Below are 15,619 nucleotides of genomic sequence, written 5' to 3' on the forward strand. Positions count from 1 at the left end.
TGAATCAGCCTTACCTTCCGTTGACCCCGCGCCTGGGCGGTTGTTCAGTCGGCCTGCGGCGCAAAACGATGGCCGCCCGGCAGCGCCCGGATGCTTTTCAGGGTCTGCAGCATATCGACGCGGGTGCGCTCGAACGCAAGCTGCGGCTGGGAATGATCATCGAGCACCGTCAGCCCTACGCCAGGCTGGTATCCAGTGGGCGGAGCGTCGCCGTCGAGCGTGAACGTTTCGTAATCCACCGGCTTGTGGTACGCATCATAGGCCTTGTAGCGCGCACCGCGAAGATTGCCGTCGAGGGCGCCGACAAGCACGCGCAGCGGGCCGAAGATGTCGGTCTGGACGAGCGTTGGAAACCGCCTGGAGATCACCTGCTCCAACAGCTTCGGCATGAAATCGGCGTCTTTCCTGATCTCGCGCCCCATGCTCAGGCGGTGCAGCAGGTTCGGGTTGCCCACGGGGTTGAAGCCCAGCGTTATCGAATGATGCGGGGCGCCATCGTCGGCAATGAACCCGAACGGCAGGCAAAAGCCGCGCTGCTGCGGGATTTCGTATTGCTCGCGGGTTCGAAAGGCCGCCAGCAAGGCACGTGCCCTGGGCTCGACACGTTCCAGTGAGACCGGTACGCCGGCAGCGTCCGACCCTGCATGAAATACAAAGCGATAGATGCGCTGGTTACGCCAGAGATGGGCCGTCATCTCACCCGGCACCCAGTCGGCGAACGTATCTGCTATCCCCAGGTCCAGAAAGCGCTCTTGCTCGAATAATGCGTCGGTCGGCCACTTGGCCTGTTCCTCGAGATAAGCTGCGCGTTCAGCCTCCAGTTTGACGGTGGGGCGCCCCGTGGCCGAGAACTCGCGGATCATGTCGTTGAGTACGAACAACTCGGTGCTCACCCAGTTGATTCGCGTAATGGTGTCGTCCAGGGCGCGATGCTGTTCAAGCAACGCGGAATAGTCTTCGTCGTCAGCCTTTTTTGCATCGATCTGGGCTTGCAGCGCGTCGATCTGCGCACGTACCACGCGTGTTTGCGCCGAACCGCGATTAGGCCCGTGGATAAGCTGCAGGCGATCGAAGACATTGCGATCCGTCACGGGGCTGACTTCGATCTTCACCAGGTAGGCCTGCTCGGGTGTCACGCCCTCGCCATACATGATCTGCTGGCCACCCGGGGCGATGGTTGGGCGCACGGGGTCGAAGTCCGGCTTTTGCCAGTAGCCCCCGGCAAGGTGCCAGGCAATCTCCTTGGGCACATCGAACTGCACCCGTCCCATGCACTCGGTACGCCAACCCGGCGGCGTCTGGTAATCCGGCTCACCCAGCGCCGACAGGGGCGCTGCCAGCAACGCCAGCCACATCCAGCTCATGTGTAACGACTTCATGTACGTTTCCTTTTCTGTGCCACTTGCGGTGCGTTCGGCAGGGCCTGTACCTGCGCCAGTATCTCGACGGCTTCTGTCTCCAACAGCTTCAGGCTCAGGCCGTCGCGGCTGTGCAACTGGTCCACTTGCAGGATCATCGAAGGAACGGGCGTGGCGCCCAGGTGCGCTGCGCGCAGCTGGAATGTTTCGCGGCGATCCGTTTCGTGTTCGAGGTACCACTTGGTCAGCGTGGTGGTTTGCAGGATGGTCATCTGCCCCAGCCGGAACTGGCGTTCCGGCAGTTGCTCAAGTACGGGGAAATCAGCGCGATCGAGCGACAGGTCGGCGGCCCGCCGGGCCTCGAACTGCTCGCGCAGCGACTGGCTGGCCACCTGAAGGTCGTAGCGGACCGCCTCCTGGTGCCGCCCGAACCACGCGGCGCGCACCACATAGGGGGCTGTGCCGTCATCGGCCAGAAAGCCGAACGGCAGGCATATACCCGGTTGCCGAGGCACTTCGAAGGCGGCGCGTGGACGCAAGGCGGCGAGCACACGGCGCACATGCGGGTCCAGCCGCTGCAGCACCTGCTCGTTGCTCACTCCACGTTCGATGTAACCGAAGTTGAGCTTGTAGACGCGCGACTGGCGCCACAGCACCACGGTCAACCCATGCTCGTTGTACACCGCATAGCCATCCTCCAGGGCAAAGTCCGGCAGGACTTGCCACTTGAAGCGATCGGAGACGGGGTACCCCGCGTCTTCACGGTTGAGCCGCTCAAGCCGCGCCTGCAGCGTGTCCACTGGCCAGCCCTTGCCCGCGAAATCGGCGATCATCGCCTCGAGCGACGCCCGTTCACCAGGGATCTTGTCGATGCGCTCGAAGGTGCGCGCTAGTGCCTTGTACCGTTCGTTCAAGGCGTAGTACTCGCTCGGCTTCTGGGCCTTGAGGTACGGGGTCATCAGGTTCCCGATGCGTGTCTGCTCGGCCATGATGAACTCGCCCTGCGCATTGGCCCGGCTCAGGACCAGACGATCCTTGAGGCGGTCGTACAGCTCACGGGTAGTGAGCGGGCTCACATCGATGGTGACCAGGTGCGATTCCCCGGAGAACTCCGGCGCGCCGTAGTCGGCCTGCCACGTATCGCCACCAGGCATGAAGCGGGCGAACGGCTCGCCCAGGCGAAGACCGCTCATTTGCCACTCCAGGCTGGCCGGTACCACAAAGCGCGAGCGCCCTACACATTCCTGAGCCATCTGGGGCGCAGGCGATACGGCATCAGCCACCGCCTGGATCGAATGGCACAGGCAAACCAGCAACACGAACACACGCACGCAAACATCCTTTTTGCGGGACCGCTGTCGGCCCCTCTTGCTGAGGCGCGTGATTTGAGCACCCACGGCCCGAAAAGCCAAGACCCCGGCAAGCCGGGGTCCTGGTCAGTGCAACAGCCCGTGCGTCATTGCGGCGTGCTGTGGGTCACGCCGGCAGTGTTGTCCAGCAGGCTCTTGGTCGCGGTCTGGATGTAGGACTCCAGCTTGCGGCTCAATTGTGCCTGGTCCGGGCTTTCGATCACCTCGGCCTTGAAGTTGGCCCCAAGCTGGTAACGGTACATGCGCGGCGACATGTCCTTGGACTGGATCAGAATGCGATCGCCCTGCACCAGGCCGACGATCTGCTCACTGCCCGATGGCTTGATCATGCCGATGCCTTCATCGCCGGCCGGCAGGTTGAGCAGGTCACGCCCCCAGCACTGATGACGGGTTTCGCCCCCCAGTCGGCCCATGATGGTCGGCACGATGTCGACCTGGGTGCCCACGGTGTGGCTGACCGCACCGAACTTTTCCTGGATGCCCGGCGCAATCAGCAGCAGCGGCACGTTGAAGCGGCCCAGGTCCAGTTCGGTGACCTGCTGGGCATTGCCGAAGCCGTGGTCGCCGACGATCACGAACAGGGTTTCCTTGAAGTACGGCTCCTTGCGCGCCTTCTCGAAGAACTGGCCCAGCGCCCAGTCCGAGTAGCGCATGGCGGTCAGGTGCTCGTTCAGGCGGCCCTGGTCGGTCACCGGCTGCACCGGCAGGTCCTTGGGCAACGCATACGGAGTGTGGTTGGACAGGGTCTGCAGCAGGGCATAGAACGGCTTCTTGCCATAGTTGTGCGCAAGCTCCTGTGCGCCGCGGTCGAACATGTCCTGGTCGGACACCCCCCACGTCGGGTCGGAGAACACCGGGTTGACGAAGTCATTGCGGCCGATGAAGGTGGTCATGCCCTGGTTGCCGAAGAACCCGGACTGGTTGTCCCAGGCGAAGTCGCCGTTGTAGACGTACACGTCGTCATAGTCCCGGGCGCTGAGCAGCGCCGGCAGGCCGGACAGCTTGTGGCCGCCTTCCGGCGTCTGCATCAGGTATTCGAAGCCTGGCAGGTTCGGGAAGCAGGCCATGGTGGCGAACATGCCCTGGTGGGTATGGGTGCCGTTGGAGAAGAAACGGTCGAACAGCAGACCTTCCTTGGCCAGCTTGTCGAAGTACGGGGTGATGTTGGTGGTACTGCCCAGCGCGCCCACCGAGTGGCCGGCGAAGCTCTCCATCAGGATTACCACGACGTTCTTGATCGGCAGGCTGTTGGCCGCAGGCGGGGTGAAGTCACGGCGGATCGCCGCGCTGTCGGCATCCACCAGCTGGTCGTGCTCGGTCAGGATCATGTCGCGCACGGTCTGCTGGGCCTGGCTCTGGTCGAGGGTGGCCTTCCAGATGTTGCCGCGGTCTTCGCCAAAACGGCTGTGGGCGGCGTCGATCAGGGTCAGGGTGCCGTTAAGGCCCAGCTGATTGACGAAATTGGAGTCGGTAGTGAACGCGTCACCCCAACGCATCGGCGGGCCCTGGCGCAGGGTGCCACGGGCGGCGATCACGGCCACCAGCAGGATCACCACGAATACCGCGCCACGCAGGTACCAGGGCGCCACGCTGCGCAGGCCGGCGACGTTGCTGGAGTACTCGCCGCGCGGGCGGGTAAGACGGTCGATGCCCTTGAACAGCAGGCTCAGCACCCAGGTGCCAAAGGCCCAGGCCAGCAGGTAGCGCACCACCGGAAAACCGTACCAGAGCATGCTCAGAACGGTCTTGGGGTCTTCCTTCACATACTGGAACACCAGGCCGTTGAGACGCTGGTGAAACTCGCGGTAGAAGTCCATCTCCATCAGGCCGAGGAACATCACCACGCTGGAAGCCAGGGTCAGCCATACGCGAAACAGGCCACGGGCGGCCATGGCGCGAGCGCTGAGGATCGCCAGCAGCAGCGGAATGCTCAGGTATACCACCACGCGCAGGTCGAAGCGCAGGCCGTTGAGAAAGCCTTCAGCGACGGTCGAGAGCGGGGTGTCGCCGATCATGTCGCTGTTGTAGAGCAGCAGCGCCAGGCGCACGAGGCTCAGCATCAGCATGATCACCAGGCCGCACAGCAAGGTATAGGCGAGGTGTGATTTGAGCGTTGGTTGCAGCAACGGGCGCGAAGCGGCTCGCTGATGACTCAAGGCATCCGTGTTAGCCATGGACAGGAAGATCCCTAGGGTTCAGATTTTTATGAGGGCCGGGACATTGCGTGGCCCTTGGACGAACGGAAATTCGCGCGCGGATTGTCAGCAATCGAATGTGAAAATTATGTTGAAAACCGCGCCTCGAACAATAGCTCAGTGTTCGGGTATCGTGTGGGCCAGACATGCCCGGAGCCACTCACCATGTACTTTCGCTACCACCCCAGCCCTATCGGCCAGTTGCTGCTGGCCGGTGATGAACAAGGTCTGCACCTGCTGCACATGGACAGCGCCCACCCCTGGCAACTGGCCGAAAGCTGGCAGCCGGCGGGCGCGCAGCTGGATACGGTGGCGCGACAGCTCGACGAGTATTTCGAAGGTCGGCGCCAGCGTTTCGAACTGCCCCTGGCGCCACGGGGTACCGAATTTCAACGTGCGGTGTGGTGGGCGCTGCAGCAGATTCCGTATGGCACCACCACCAGCTATGCACAACTGGCGCAGCGAGTCGGGCGGCCGAAGGCGATACGCGCGGTAGGCACGGCCAACGGCGCCAACCCGGTGGCGGTAATCGTGCCGTGCCACCGGGTGATTGGCAGCGACGGCAGCCTGACCGGGTTTTCAGGTGGCCTGGAGCGCAAGCAGCAGTTGTTGCAGCTTGAGGGCGCCTGGTTGATCTGAGCCGCCGCATCGCCGGGCAGGCCCACGCCCACAAGAGCCTGGACTGGCGCTACAGCCTAACGTTGCCCCGTGGCCCGGCAATCGCCCAGATGATAAGGCCCAGCACCGGCAGCAGCAGGATCAGCAGGATCCACAGCACCTTGGCCCCGCCACTGGCGCCGCTCTTGATCACGTTGATGATCGCCCAGATATCCAGCGCCAGAATGACCAGCCCCACCAACCCATTGAACGTCGACCCCATGGTGATACTCCCATGATTGAACCTGCCTTCAGCGTAGCTGGCTATCGGCCCCATAGCGGCGAACCGCTCGTCGCACACGCCGCCCAGTGATTACACTCGATTGATCGACTCCGTACCACAGAGGCCTCCATGCCACCCGCCCAAAGCTCCGCCAACGCCAACCCGACCTCCCTGCGCAGCGCCTGGCTGCACCAGGTTCAGGCCACCCCATGGCTCAGTGCCGGCCTGGCCCTGAGCCTGCTCGCCGTGCTCGGCCTGCTGGTCGCCAGTGCCTGGAACGCGGTGCACGGCGACAACAAGGACAACCTGCACATGGCCCTGCTCGGCGGCCTGGCAGGGTTTGGCGCCACGGCGCTGGGCGCGGTGCTGGCGGTGGTGCTGCGCGACGTCAGCGCCCGCTCGCAGGATGTGATGCTCGGCTTCGCCGCCGGCATGATGCTCGCCGCCAGTTCGTTTTCGCTGATTCTGCCGGGCCTGGAGGCTGCGCGTGAAATCACCGGCAACGGCCCTTTCGCGGCCTTGACCGTGGTGGTCGGCATGGGCCTGGGGGTGCTGCTGATGCTGGGCCTGGACCGCTTCACACCCCATGAGCACGAAAGCACCGGCCCCTGCGGCCCACAGTCGGAACGCATCAACCGGGTGTGGCTGTTCGTGCTGGCGATCACCCTGCACAACCTGCCCGAGGGCATGGCCATCGGCGTGGGCTTTGCCAACGGCGACCTCAACGTGGGCCTGCCGCTGACCACCGCCATCGCCATCCAGGACATTCCCGAAGGCCTGGCCGTGGCACTGGCGTTGCGCGCCACCGGCCTGTCCAACCTCAAGGCTGCGCTGGTGGCGGTCGGCTCGGGGCTGATGGAGCCGATCGGGGCAGTGATCGGCCTGGGCATTTCCACCGGTTTTGCCATCGCCTACCCGGTGAGCATGGGCCTGGCGGCCGGGGCGATGATTTTCGTGGTATCCCACGAGGTGATCCCCGAAACCCACCGCAATGGCCACCAGACCTCGGCCACCCTGGGCCTGATGGGCGGCTTCGCGGTGATGATGTTCCTGGATACCGCGCTGGGCTAGACGTGTACCGCGACCCGCAGCGCCTCCAGGGAAGGCGCCGCGGCGATGCCGACCTCGGCGCACAGCTCCAGCACCCGCGGCACGTCGTTGCCGTACACCAGCACCATCTGCAATTCGTCGTCCAGCAAGTGGCTGATGTTGACCAGGGTGTAGCCGCCGTTTTCCTTGTTCATGCTGCCCATCTGCACCTGGATGCGGTTGAGTGCCGTGAGCGGCTCGACCTTGACCAGTTGCTTGGGCTTGATGTTGAAGGCAACGTCCTTGCCGAACGAGTCGGTGATCTGCTGGAACAGGTCACTGTAGGTGTCGGCCTGGAACAGCACGGTATCGGGCAGGCTGCCGATCACCACCCACTCCCCCAGCGGGATCGGGAAGGTGTCGTCGTAGTTGATGTCGGGGTTGGCCGCCAGGAACGCCTGCGGGTCGGCATAGGCCTGCGCAGCTTCGTCGGCGATGCGCTCGATTTCGGCGTCCGGAAGGCAGCCGGAGCTGATTTTGCCGATGAGTTCGACCAGTTGGTTTTTCATGCGGGGGCCCTGCGAGGCGAAAAAAGTCGCCAAGGATAGCCGCAAAAGCCCCCTGGCAGTTAGCCGGCCAGCGCCTGCAACTGGGCGACGGTGTCGGGTGCGCCCATGGTTTGCGCGGCAACCAGTGCGGTGGCGCCCTGCGCGTCGCGGTGATTGGGGTTCGCGCCCTTGCCGAGCAGGTAGGTGACGATGGAGGTGCGGTTGAACATCGCGGCCAGCATCAGCGCGGTACGGCCATCGGCAGACGCTCCATCGATCAGCGCGCCCTTCTCCACCAGCAGCTCGATCATCGCCTGGTTGCCCTTGAAAGCGGCACCGGCAATCGGCAACTGGCCCTTGTCATTGGCAATCTGCGGGTCTGCGCCGTGCTCAAGCAGCACCCTCACCGCCTCAAGGTGGCCGTGGTAGCTGGCAAGCATCAGCAGCGTGTCGCCGTTGCCATTGCGAAGGTTGACCGGCAGGCCCTTCTCCAGCAGACGGCCAAGCATGTCGGCGTCCCCCTTGCGCGCCCGATCGAACACTTCTTCGGCAAAGGCTGCGGCTTCATCGTCGTTCATCGGGGTGGGGGTTGGGTGGTCGGTCATCGGGAACCTCCTGGCTGCGGTAGAGCCCAAGTCTTTGTCAGGGAAGGCTTTGGGTCAACCTCGCAAATCCCATCAGGTCGACAGAGCGAATCTATTGGCCGCAAGGCACTGCAAAATGCACTGTGCAAATTGCACGACCATGCAGAATGCACGGCACCCATTGCGCACGACAACTTTAAGTCATTGTTTTATAAGCTTTTTTTAATCAAGGAAAACTGGCACGGTCGCTGCACCTATCACTTCATGTCTGCCACACAACAGTCAGGAGCTGATATGGACCTCATCCAGCAAAAATTCGCCTCGGTATTTTCCGCCTACGACGTCACCACCCAGGCTCGCCCTGATGGCGGTGTACTGCTGACGTTGCGCGCCGCCGACGGCAAACAGGTCAAGCGCTCGATTTCGTATGGCCAGCTGCACAGTGCCGAGCAACTGTCGTGGGCGATCAGCGCGATCCGCCGCGACCTGGCCGAGCAGGCCAGCGAGCTGCCGGTGATCTCGATGCTGCAAAGCCAACAGCGGTTCGCACTACCGACCTATCGCTGAATTGCGTAGCGGCCTTTGCTGGCAAGCCAGTGCCCACAGGATCACCTTGGTTCCTGTGAGCGCTGGCTTGCAAGCCAGTGGCCTCGGCGTGATCAATCGTCCAATCGCGCGTAACGCTCGGCCAGCTTCTCCCCCGTGAACTGCGCCACTACCCCTTCAGGCCGATTGAACAGTCGCACCGCCACGAAGTGCGGGTTGTCCCCGCCATCGATCCATACCCGCAACCCCGCCGGCACCATGATCAGATCTCCCTTCTCGCACACCACCGCATGCACGTACTCCCCTGCCCGCACGCTGACCAGGCTGCGCCCGGCTGCGAAGAAACGCACCAGGTCATCCGAATACACATGTTCGTCCAGCAGTTCGCTCATCGGATCGCCACTGGCGCTGATCACGTCGACGGCGCGGTATCCGCCTTCATGTTGCAGCCGGTCGATCTGCACCTGGTAGGCGGCCAGCACACCGGCCTGGCCAGTATCGGCCTGCACAGGCGACTGCGCCGTCCAGCGCTCGAACCTTATCCCCTGCTCGGCCAGTGTCGCGGCGATGTCTTCAAGGTGGGTCAGCACCTTGTTGGGAATGTCCGGGGTGGACTGGTGAAACACGCTCAGGCTGCTCATGGGGCCTTTTCCTCTGTCATTCGAAACGCAATGATAACGGCTGCGACCAGCGCCGCGACGCTGGCAATACTAAAGGTGATGGTGGCGCCCAGGGCGTTCCAGCTGTAGCCCGAATACAGGGCACCCAGCGCACCGCCGGTACCGGCCAGGGCCGCATACAGCGCCTGCCCCTGGCCCTGCTGGCGAGCGCCGAAGCTGCGCTGCACGAAGGCGATGGCGGCCGCGTGAAAACTGCCGAACGTGGCGGCGTGCAGCAACTGGGCGAACAGCAGCACGCCCGGATACTCGGCAAAGGTCCCCAGCAGCCACCAGCGCAAGGCCGCCAGTAAGAGGCTCGCCAACAGCACCCGACGCAACGAGAACCGCGCCAGGATCCAGCTCATGGCCAGGAACATCAGCACCTCGGCCACCACCCCCAGCGCCCACAACATGCCGATGGTGCCGCGGGCATAGCCCAGGCGCTCCAGGTGCAGGGTGAGAAAGGTGTAATACGGGCCGTGACTCAACTGCATCAATGCCACGCACACGTAGAACGCGGCCACGCCAGGGCTGGCCAGTTGCCTGAGAAAGCCGCCACCATCGCTGCGCTCGTGCTGGCCTGGCGGCTGGGCATTGGGCACCCACAGGCTGGCCAGCACGATGCCGGCCATGATCGCCACCAGCGCCACCGGGTAGATGTCCAGGCTCAACCATTCGAACAATCGCCCCAGGGCCACCACGGTGAGGATGAAACCGATCGACCCCCACAGCCGCACCTGGCTGTAGCGCGCAGTCTGACCTTGCAGGTGGGCCAGGGTGATGACCTCGAACTGCGGCAGTACCGCATGCCAGAAGAACGCGTGCAGGGCCATTACCAGCGCCAGCCAGGCGTAGCTCTTGGCCACGAAGATCAACGAAAAGCTGGCCAGGGTGCACAAGGCCCCCAGACGCACGATCAGCAGGCGCTGGCCGCTGCGATCGCCCAACCAGCCCCACAGGTTCGGTGCCACGCAGCGCATCAGCATGGGGATGGCCACCAACTCGCCGATGCGCGCGCTGGAAAACCCCAGGTGATCGAAATACAGCGCCAGAAACGGCGCTGTCGAACCCAGCAAGGCGAAATAGAACAGGTAGAAGCTGGACAGCCGCCAGTAGGGAATCGGCGCCACGGCTCAGCGGGCCGTGGCGTCGACGTCGGGCAGGTGCACTACAGCTGGCCCAGCACCGGGGTGGCTACCCGCACATCGGCGTTCTGGCCGCGGTGGCGCAGCAGGTGATCCATCAGCACGATGGCCATCATCGCCTCGGCGATAGGGGTGGCACGGATGCCGACGCAGGGGTCGTGACGGCCCTTGGTGATGACCTCCACCGGGTTGCCATCCACATCGATGGAACGGCCCGGGGTGGTGATGCTGGAGGTCGGCTTGAGTGCCAGGTGCGCAATGATCGGCTGCCCCGAGGAGATGCCCCCCAGGATGCCGCCGGCATTGTTGCTGAGGAACCCTTCGGGGGTGAGTTCGTCACGGTGTTCGGTGCCGCGCTGGGCCACGCTGTCGAAGCCGGCACCGATCTCCACGCCCTTGACCGCGTTGATGCTCATCAGCGCATGGGCCAGCTCGGCGTCGAGGCGGTCGAAGATCGGCTCGCCCAGGCCGGGCATCACGCCTTCGGCGACCACGGTGATCTTGGCACCCACCGAGTCCTGGTCACGGCGCAGCTGGTCCATGTAGGCCTCCAGCTCCGGCACCTTGTCCGGGTCGGGGCTGAAGAAGGCGTTGTGCTCCACCGACTCCCAGGTCTTGAACGGGATTTCGATAGGACCCAGCTGGCTCATGTAGCCGCGGATGCGGATGCCCTGGGTGGCCAGGTACTTCTTCGCGATGGCACCGGCAGCCACGCGCATCGCGGTTTCACGGGCCGAGCTGCGGCCGCCGCCACGGTAGTCGCGCTCGCCGTACTTGTGGTGATAGGTGTAGTCGGCGTGGGCCGGGCGGAACAGGTCCTTGATCGCCGAGTAGTCCTTGGACTTCTGGTCGGTGTTGCGAATCAGCAGGCCGATGGCGCAGCCGGTGGTACGGCCCTCGAACACGCCAGAGAGAATCTCGACCTCGTCGGGCTCCTGGCGCTGAGTGGTGTGCCGGCTGGTACCGGGCTTGCGCCGGTCCAGGTCGTGCTGAAGATCGGCCAGCGAAAGCTCCAGGCCCGGAGGGCAGCCATCGACAATGGCGACCAGCGCCGGACCATGGCTTTCGCCAGCGGTAGTGACAGTGAACAGCTTGCCGTAGGTATTGCCGGACATGCAGGGCGCTCCGCGTTCAGCCTGATTTTTAACTGGATGGTAACAAGGCCAACCAGTATACGCAGGGTATACCCTTAGATCACCTCCGGGCGCGAACCTAATGCCGCCGGACGAGTCAAAACGCCACCTCCTCGCTAATGGCCTGATGATGCTGCGCACGTTCGCCCTGTTGTTCCTCCTGTTTACCGGCCTGGCCCAGGCTGCTGCCCCCACGGTACTGCAACGACCGATCAGCCTGGTGACCGACGACGGCACCCTGCAGGGCAGCCTGCTGTTGCCGCGCAGCGACACGCCGCCACCGGTGGTGCTGATCATCGCCGGCTCCGGCCCCACCGACCGTGACGGCAACAATCCCGCCGGCGGACGTATCGACAACCTCAAGCGCCTGGCCCTGCTGCTGGCCAACAACCGCATTGCCAGCGTGCGCTACGACAAGCGCGGGGTGGCCGCCAGCCGCGCGGCAACCCCCGACGAACGCAACCTCAGCGTCGAGCGCTATGTGGCCGATGCCGTTGCCTGGGGCCATCTGCTCAAGGCCGACCCTCGCTTTGGCCCGCTGATCGTGCTGGGTCACAGCGAGGGCGCACTGATCGCCAGCCTCGCGGCCGAACAGGCCGGCGCCAGCGCGGTAATTTCAGTGGCAGGCAGCGGGCGCCCGGTCGATCAGGTACTGCGCGAGCAACTGGGTGAACGCCTGCCGGCGACCGAGCGAGCCCAGGCCGTACGCCTGATCGAGCAGCTCAAGGCCGGCCAGCCCAGCACCCAGGTACCGCTGCACCTGCGCGACGTGTTTCGCCCCAGCGTGCAGCCGTACCTGATCTCGCTGTTTCGCCAGGACCCGGCCGCCGCCTTCGCCCGCCTCCACTTGCCGGCGTTGATCGTGCAGGGGCGCAACGACGTCCAGGTCGAGGTCGAGGATGCCGAGCGCCTGCACGCTGCCAAGCCGGACGCCGAACTGGCACTGATCGACGGCATGAACCACATGCTGCGCATCAGCCCGCGTGCCATGAGCCAGCAGCGCGACAGCTACAACAACCCCGAGCTGCCCCTGGCCAGTGCCCTGGGCGAGCGGATCGTCGAGTTCATTCGTCGATTGCCGGCGGCATGAAGCGAATTGGCGCAAATTGTGTCTCCAGTCTTGCGCAAAGCGGCCGATAAGCCGGTGCAGGCGTCGCCCTTGCGACCCGCCTGCTGTGCACAAAAGGACCGCCGTGATGACTGAAGCCACCCCCCAGGACGCCCCAGACGCGACCGACGAATCGCCAGCCCCGGAAGCGGCCCCGCTGCCCTGGGCGGACGTTGTGCCCGAGCATTTCCAGATGCTGCGCCTGTCCCCGCAGCCCACCGACCGCAACACCGGCGCGCGGCCGCTGCGCTTCGTGCAGTACGGTTATGCCGAACGGCACAACAAGACCCACAGCCTGCTGCGCATGGAAGTGCGCCTGCCTGGGCAGAAGGTGCGCAAGGAGCAGAATCGCCTGGATATCTGGGTGGACCATGAGTTGCACCAGATCAAGATCGGCCCCGACAGTGGCTTGCAGATCGAGCCGGTCAGCCGTGGCCTGGGGCGCTTCCTGTTGTCGCAGGCGGTGCACTGGGTACAGCGCAAGTGGTCGCACTACCGGGTCGAGGGCATGGCCCTGGCCAACAAGGACGCACTCAACGAAGACACACGCCTGCGCCGCGACCAGGTGCTGCGCAGCCATGGCCTGGAGGTCGAGTACGCCGATGCGCAGCACCTGAAGGGGCGCTGCGTGGAAGTCCAGGCAGGTCAGCTCAAGGGTGGCTGGAATACCGACAAGGTACAGAAGGTAGACATCCTGGATGCTGCGGGCATGCTGCAGCAGGCCGAACAGAACCTGCAGGAGAAGGAAGCACAACTGCGCGAGCGCGATGAGCGGGTCAACAAGTACCGCCGCGAAGACAGCGGGTTGCGCTTCACCATCACCTGCCTGGTGGCCTTTGCGGTGTTCCAGGCCGGGCTGCTGATCTGGATTGCCACCAACCGCTGAAAGCGTTGCGGGTCAAGCCCGCCCCAACACGGCAATGCGGCCCTGTTGGGGCGGGCTTGACCCGCGACAGGCTTGAAACCTGTATCCCTTACACCCGCGAAGCAAACAGCGCCTGATGCTGCCGGCATTGTTCGGCCGTGAGCATGAACACCCCGTGCCCGCCACGTTCGAACTCCAGCCAGGCGAAATCCACCTCCGGGTACAACTGCTCGACATGCACCTGGCTGTTGCCGACCTCGACGATCAGCAGGCCCTTCTCGGTCAGGTGATCCGCCGCCTCGGCCAGCATGCGCCGTACCAGGTCCAGACCGTCATTGCCGCAGGCCAGGCCCAACTCCGGCTCGTGGTGGTACTCCTGGGGCATGTCGGCGAAATCCTCGGCATCGACATACGGCGGGTTCGACAGGATCAGGTCGAAACGCTGCCCCGGCAACCCCTCGAACCCATCGCCCTGCACGGTGAATACACGTTCTTCAAGACCATGGCGCTCGATGTTCTGGTTGGCCACTTCCAACGCCTCGAACGACAGGTCGGCCAGCACCACCTCGGCCTCGGGGAACACGTCGGCGCTGACGATGCCGATGCAGCCGGAGCCGGTACACAGGTCGAGAATGCGCGCGGGTTCGGCAGCCAGCCATGGCTCGAAGCGTTTTTCGATCAGTTCGCCGATGGGGGAGCGCGGGATCAGCACGCGCTCGTCGACGATGAACGACATGCCACAGAACCACGCCTCGCCAAGCAGGTACGCGGTCGGCACGCGTTCTTCGATACGTCGCTTGAGCAGGCGCTGCAGCTTGACCAGCTCGTCATCTTCAAGACGGCAATCGAGATAGGCGTCGGCCACTTCCCATGGCAGATGCACCGAACCCAGCACCAGCAGGCGTGCCTCGTCCCAGGCATTGTCGGCGCCATGCCCGAAAAACAGCCCCTGCTCATGAAAACGGCTGACAGCCCAACGGATGTGGTCGCGCAGGGTGCGCAGGCGGGAAGTGATCACGGGCAGACTCCTTTAAAGACGACCGGCAATTCTAACAGCCTGGAACACAAATGGGCCCGCCAATACGCCTCTGGCCGCAATTGTGCTCATGCCTGCAGGCCGCTATCCACGCCGCATGCACGCTAAGCCATTCACATAAGTCGCCAAGCAGGGGACAATAGGTGAAAAGCCCTATCCAAAGGAGCCCCTGATGTCCGTTCCAACGACGATGTTCCACCTCAGCGGTCGCGGTTATCCGCCGGCCAAGCTGAGCAACGCCAGCCTGGTGATTATCGATGCGCAAAAGGAGTACCTGAGCGGGCCCCTGGCGCTGTCGGGCATGGACGAAGCGGTGGCCAACATCGGCAAACTGCTCGAGGCTGCACGCAAGGCCGGCCGGCCCGTGGTGCATGTGCGCCACCTGGGCACCGTGGGTGGCCTGTTCGACCCACAGGGCTCGCGCGGCGAGTGGATCCCGGGCCTGGAGCCGCAGGGCGATGAAGTCGTCATCGAAAAACGCATGCCCAACGCCTTCAAGAACACCACCCTGCACGAGACGCTGCAGAAGTACGGCCACCTGGACCTGATCGTGTGCGGCTTCATGAGCCACTCCAGCGTCAGCACCACCGTGCGCCGCGCCAAGGACTACGGCTATCGCTGCACCCTGGTCGAAGACGGCTGCGCCACCCGCGACCTGCCGTTCAAGGACGGCGTGATCCCGGCCGCACAGATCCAGCAGAGCGAAATGGCGATCATGGCCGACAACTTTGCCTGTGTCGCACCCGTCAACAGCCTGATCTGACCACCCGACAGGCAAGTGGAACCACTCTGGGGCGTTCGGGTCCAACCCCGGATACCCTTTGAGGAAAGTCGGAATGAAGTTATCCAGTTTCGACGCCAGGCGCCTGCGTCACCGCGAACAACGCAATTGGGGCGCACGCCTGGCCACGGCGTTCTCGGCACTGCTGGCGATACTCGGCGTGCTCCTGACCATGGCCGGCGTCGCTGGCCTGCTGGGCCATGCCGAGGCGCTGGGCGAGCTCAACAACAACCGTCCCGGCGCTGCCGTGGTGCTGGGCCTGGGCTTGCTGTCGCTGTACCTGGGCGTCTGGTCCTGGCGCCGCAGCCGGCTGCGCCTGCGCCGTGCCAGGGGGCTTAACCTGTCGCCGCACCTGATGAAGAAACACGATTGACTGCAACCC

General features: G+C 64.2%; 17 protein-coding genes. 7 read left to right on the forward strand and 10 right to left on the reverse strand.

Going from position 1 to position 15,619, the window contains the following annotated elements; translation table 11 throughout:
* Positions 1-44: 44 nt before the first annotated feature.
* The 3 genes from FW760_RS20065 to FW760_RS20075 form a co-directional block, all read right to left on the reverse strand.
* The gene (locus tag FW760_RS20065; protein WP_116055135.1) at positions 45-1,379 is read right to left on the reverse strand and encodes a T6SS immunity protein Tli4 family protein; all 1,335 of its coding nucleotides are present in this window, start codon (positions 1,377-1,379) and stop codon (positions 45-47) included.
* Positions 1,376-2,689, reverse strand: a complete 1,314-nt coding sequence (locus FW760_RS20070) for a hypothetical protein (RefSeq protein WP_116055138.1) — start codon at positions 2,687-2,689, stop codon at positions 1,376-1,378. The genes FW760_RS20065 and FW760_RS20070 overlap by 4 nt, the downstream gene beginning before the upstream one ends.
* Positions 2,690-2,814: 125 nt before the next feature.
* On the reverse strand, positions 2,815-4,902 hold the full coding sequence (locus tag FW760_RS20075) for an LTA synthase family protein (protein ID WP_043862717.1): 2,088 nt from the start codon (positions 4,900-4,902) through the stop codon (positions 2,815-2,817).
* A 186-nt stretch (positions 4,903-5,088) separates the two neighbouring features.
* Here FW760_RS20075 and FW760_RS20080 point away from each other — a divergent pair, with 186 nt between their 5' ends.
* Entirely contained in the window at positions 5,089-5,562 is a 474-nt protein-coding gene (locus tag FW760_RS20080) for a methylated-DNA--[protein]-cysteine S-methyltransferase (protein ID WP_054915836.1), read from the forward strand.
* A gap of 49 nt (positions 5,563-5,611) precedes the next feature.
* Here the strand turns inward: FW760_RS20080 and FW760_RS20085 are convergent, their stop codons facing one another.
* A complete protein-coding gene (locus tag FW760_RS20085; protein WP_043862715.1) occupies positions 5,612-5,803 on the reverse strand; it encodes a PLDc N-terminal domain-containing protein in 192 nt (63 codons plus the stop codon).
* Positions 5,804-5,932: 129 nt separating this feature from the next.
* Between FW760_RS20085 and FW760_RS20090 the strand changes: the two genes are divergently transcribed.
* On the forward strand, positions 5,933-6,874 hold the full coding sequence (locus FW760_RS20090; protein WP_043862714.1) for a ZIP family metal transporter: 942 nt from the start codon (positions 5,933-5,935) through the stop codon (positions 6,872-6,874).
* On the opposite strand, the gene FW760_RS20095 is transcribed toward FW760_RS20090, so the two are convergent.
* Together FW760_RS20095 and FW760_RS20100 are read right to left on the reverse strand one after the other, a co-directional pair.
* Positions 6,871-7,401: a hypothetical protein gene (locus FW760_RS20095; RefSeq protein WP_116055140.1), complete on the reverse strand. Its 531-nt coding sequence runs from the start codon at positions 7,399-7,401 to the stop codon at positions 6,871-6,873. The genes FW760_RS20090 and FW760_RS20095 overlap by 4 nt on opposite strands.
* A 59-nt stretch (positions 7,402-7,460) precedes the next feature.
* Positions 7,461-7,985 (reverse strand): ankyrin repeat domain-containing protein, encoded by a 525-nt coding sequence (locus FW760_RS20100; RefSeq protein WP_054915837.1) that lies wholly within the window; start codon positions 7,983-7,985, stop codon positions 7,461-7,463.
* A 273-nt stretch (positions 7,986-8,258) separates the two neighbouring features.
* Between FW760_RS20100 and FW760_RS20105 the strand changes: the two genes are divergently transcribed.
* The gene (locus tag FW760_RS20105; protein WP_043862711.1) at positions 8,259-8,531 is read left to right on the forward strand and encodes a DUF3509 domain-containing protein; all 273 of its coding nucleotides are present in this window, start codon (positions 8,259-8,261) and stop codon (positions 8,529-8,531) included.
* A 92-nt stretch (positions 8,532-8,623) separates the two neighbouring features.
* Here FW760_RS20105 and FW760_RS20110 read toward each other — a convergent pair whose 3' ends face one another.
* Genes FW760_RS20110 through aroC form a run of 3 tightly spaced genes read right to left on the reverse strand, consistent with a single transcriptional unit; the run spans position 8,624 to position 11,429 of the window.
* Entirely contained in the window at positions 8,624-9,151 is a 528-nt protein-coding gene (locus tag FW760_RS20110; protein WP_116055142.1) for an acireductone dioxygenase, read from the reverse strand.
* Positions 9,148-10,299: an MFS transporter gene (locus FW760_RS20115; RefSeq protein ID WP_043862709.1), complete on the reverse strand. Its 1,152-nt coding sequence runs from the start codon at positions 10,297-10,299 to the stop codon at positions 9,148-9,150. The genes FW760_RS20110 and FW760_RS20115 overlap by 4 nt, the downstream gene beginning before the upstream one ends.
* 38 nt (positions 10,300-10,337) lie before the next feature.
* On the reverse strand, positions 10,338-11,429 hold the full coding sequence (aroC, locus tag FW760_RS20120) for a chorismate synthase (protein WP_043862708.1): 1,092 nt from the start codon (positions 11,427-11,429) through the stop codon (positions 10,338-10,340).
* A 145-nt stretch (positions 11,430-11,574) separates the two neighbouring features.
* Between aroC and FW760_RS20125 the strand changes: the two genes are divergently transcribed.
* Positions 11,575-12,537, forward strand: a complete 963-nt coding sequence (locus tag FW760_RS20125) for an alpha/beta hydrolase (RefSeq protein ID WP_043862707.1) — start codon at positions 11,575-11,577, stop codon at positions 12,535-12,537.
* Positions 12,538-12,643: 106 nt separating this feature from the next.
* A complete protein-coding gene (locus FW760_RS20130) occupies positions 12,644-13,441 on the forward strand; it encodes a hypothetical protein (protein WP_054915840.1) in 798 nt (265 codons plus the stop codon).
* An 88-nt stretch (positions 13,442-13,529) separates the two neighbouring features.
* On the opposite strand, the gene prmB is transcribed toward FW760_RS20130, so the two are convergent.
* Positions 13,530-14,438: a 50S ribosomal protein L3 N(5)-glutamine methyltransferase gene (gene prmB, locus FW760_RS20135; RefSeq protein ID WP_054915841.1), complete on the reverse strand. Its 909-nt coding sequence runs from the start codon at positions 14,436-14,438 to the stop codon at positions 13,530-13,532.
* A 190-nt stretch (positions 14,439-14,628) separates the two neighbouring features.
* On the opposite strand from prmB, the gene FW760_RS20140 reads away from it, so the two are divergent.
* Together FW760_RS20140 and FW760_RS20145 are read left to right on the forward strand one after the other, a co-directional pair.
* The gene (locus FW760_RS20140; RefSeq protein ID WP_054915842.1) at positions 14,629-15,219 is read left to right on the forward strand and encodes a cysteine hydrolase family protein; all 591 of its coding nucleotides are present in this window, start codon (positions 14,629-14,631) and stop codon (positions 15,217-15,219) included.
* Between the two features lie 73 nt (positions 15,220-15,292).
* Positions 15,293-15,610 (forward strand): hypothetical protein, encoded by a 318-nt coding sequence (locus FW760_RS20145; RefSeq protein ID WP_116055144.1) that lies wholly within the window; start codon positions 15,293-15,295, stop codon positions 15,608-15,610.
* The last annotated feature ends 9 nt before the right edge of the window (positions 15,611-15,619 follow it).

The sequence above is a fragment of the Pseudomonas sp. 1176_21 genome (assembly GCF_052850635.1).

Excerpts from the sequence above, each read along its gene's own strand:
- FW760_RS20145 (WP_116055144.1), top strand. The coding sequence starts at position 15,293 with ATGAAGTTATCCAGTTTCGACGCCAGGCGCCTGCGTCACCGCGAACAA.
- FW760_RS20095 (WP_116055140.1), bottom strand. The coding sequence starts at position 7,401 with ATGAAAAACCAACTGGTCGAACTCATCGGCAAAATCAGCTCCGGCTGC.
- FW760_RS20130 (WP_054915840.1), top strand. The coding sequence starts at position 12,644 with ATGACTGAAGCCACCCCCCAGGACGCCCCAGACGCGACCGACGAATCG.
- FW760_RS20080 (WP_054915836.1), top strand. The coding sequence starts at position 5,089 with ATGTACTTTCGCTACCACCCCAGCCCTATCGGCCAGTTGCTGCTGGCC.
- FW760_RS20085 (WP_043862715.1), bottom strand. The coding sequence starts at position 5,803 with ATGGGGTCGACGTTCAATGGGTTGGTGGGGCTGGTCATTCTGGCGCTG.
- FW760_RS20105 (WP_043862711.1), top strand. The coding sequence starts at position 8,259 with ATGGACCTCATCCAGCAAAAATTCGCCTCGGTATTTTCCGCCTACGAC.
- FW760_RS20125 (WP_043862707.1), top strand. The coding sequence starts at position 11,575 with ATGATGCTGCGCACGTTCGCCCTGTTGTTCCTCCTGTTTACCGGCCTG.
- FW760_RS20140 (WP_054915842.1), top strand. The coding sequence starts at position 14,629 with ATGTCCGTTCCAACGACGATGTTCCACCTCAGCGGTCGCGGTTATCCG.
- FW760_RS20075 (WP_043862717.1), bottom strand. The coding sequence starts at position 4,902 with ATGGCTAACACGGATGCCTTGAGTCATCAGCGAGCCGCTTCGCGCCCG.
- FW760_RS20090 (WP_043862714.1), top strand. The coding sequence starts at position 5,933 with ATGCCACCCGCCCAAAGCTCCGCCAACGCCAACCCGACCTCCCTGCGC.
- FW760_RS20065 (WP_116055135.1), bottom strand. The coding sequence starts at position 1,379 with ATGAAGTCGTTACACATGAGCTGGATGTGGCTGGCGTTGCTGGCAGCG.
- aroC (WP_043862708.1), bottom strand. The coding sequence starts at position 11,429 with ATGTCCGGCAATACCTACGGCAAGCTGTTCACTGTCACTACCGCTGGC.
- FW760_RS20110 (WP_116055142.1), bottom strand. The coding sequence starts at position 9,151 with ATGAGCAGCCTGAGCGTGTTTCACCAGTCCACCCCGGACATTCCCAAC.
- FW760_RS20100 (WP_054915837.1), bottom strand. The coding sequence starts at position 7,985 with ATGACCGACCACCCAACCCCCACCCCGATGAACGACGATGAAGCCGCA.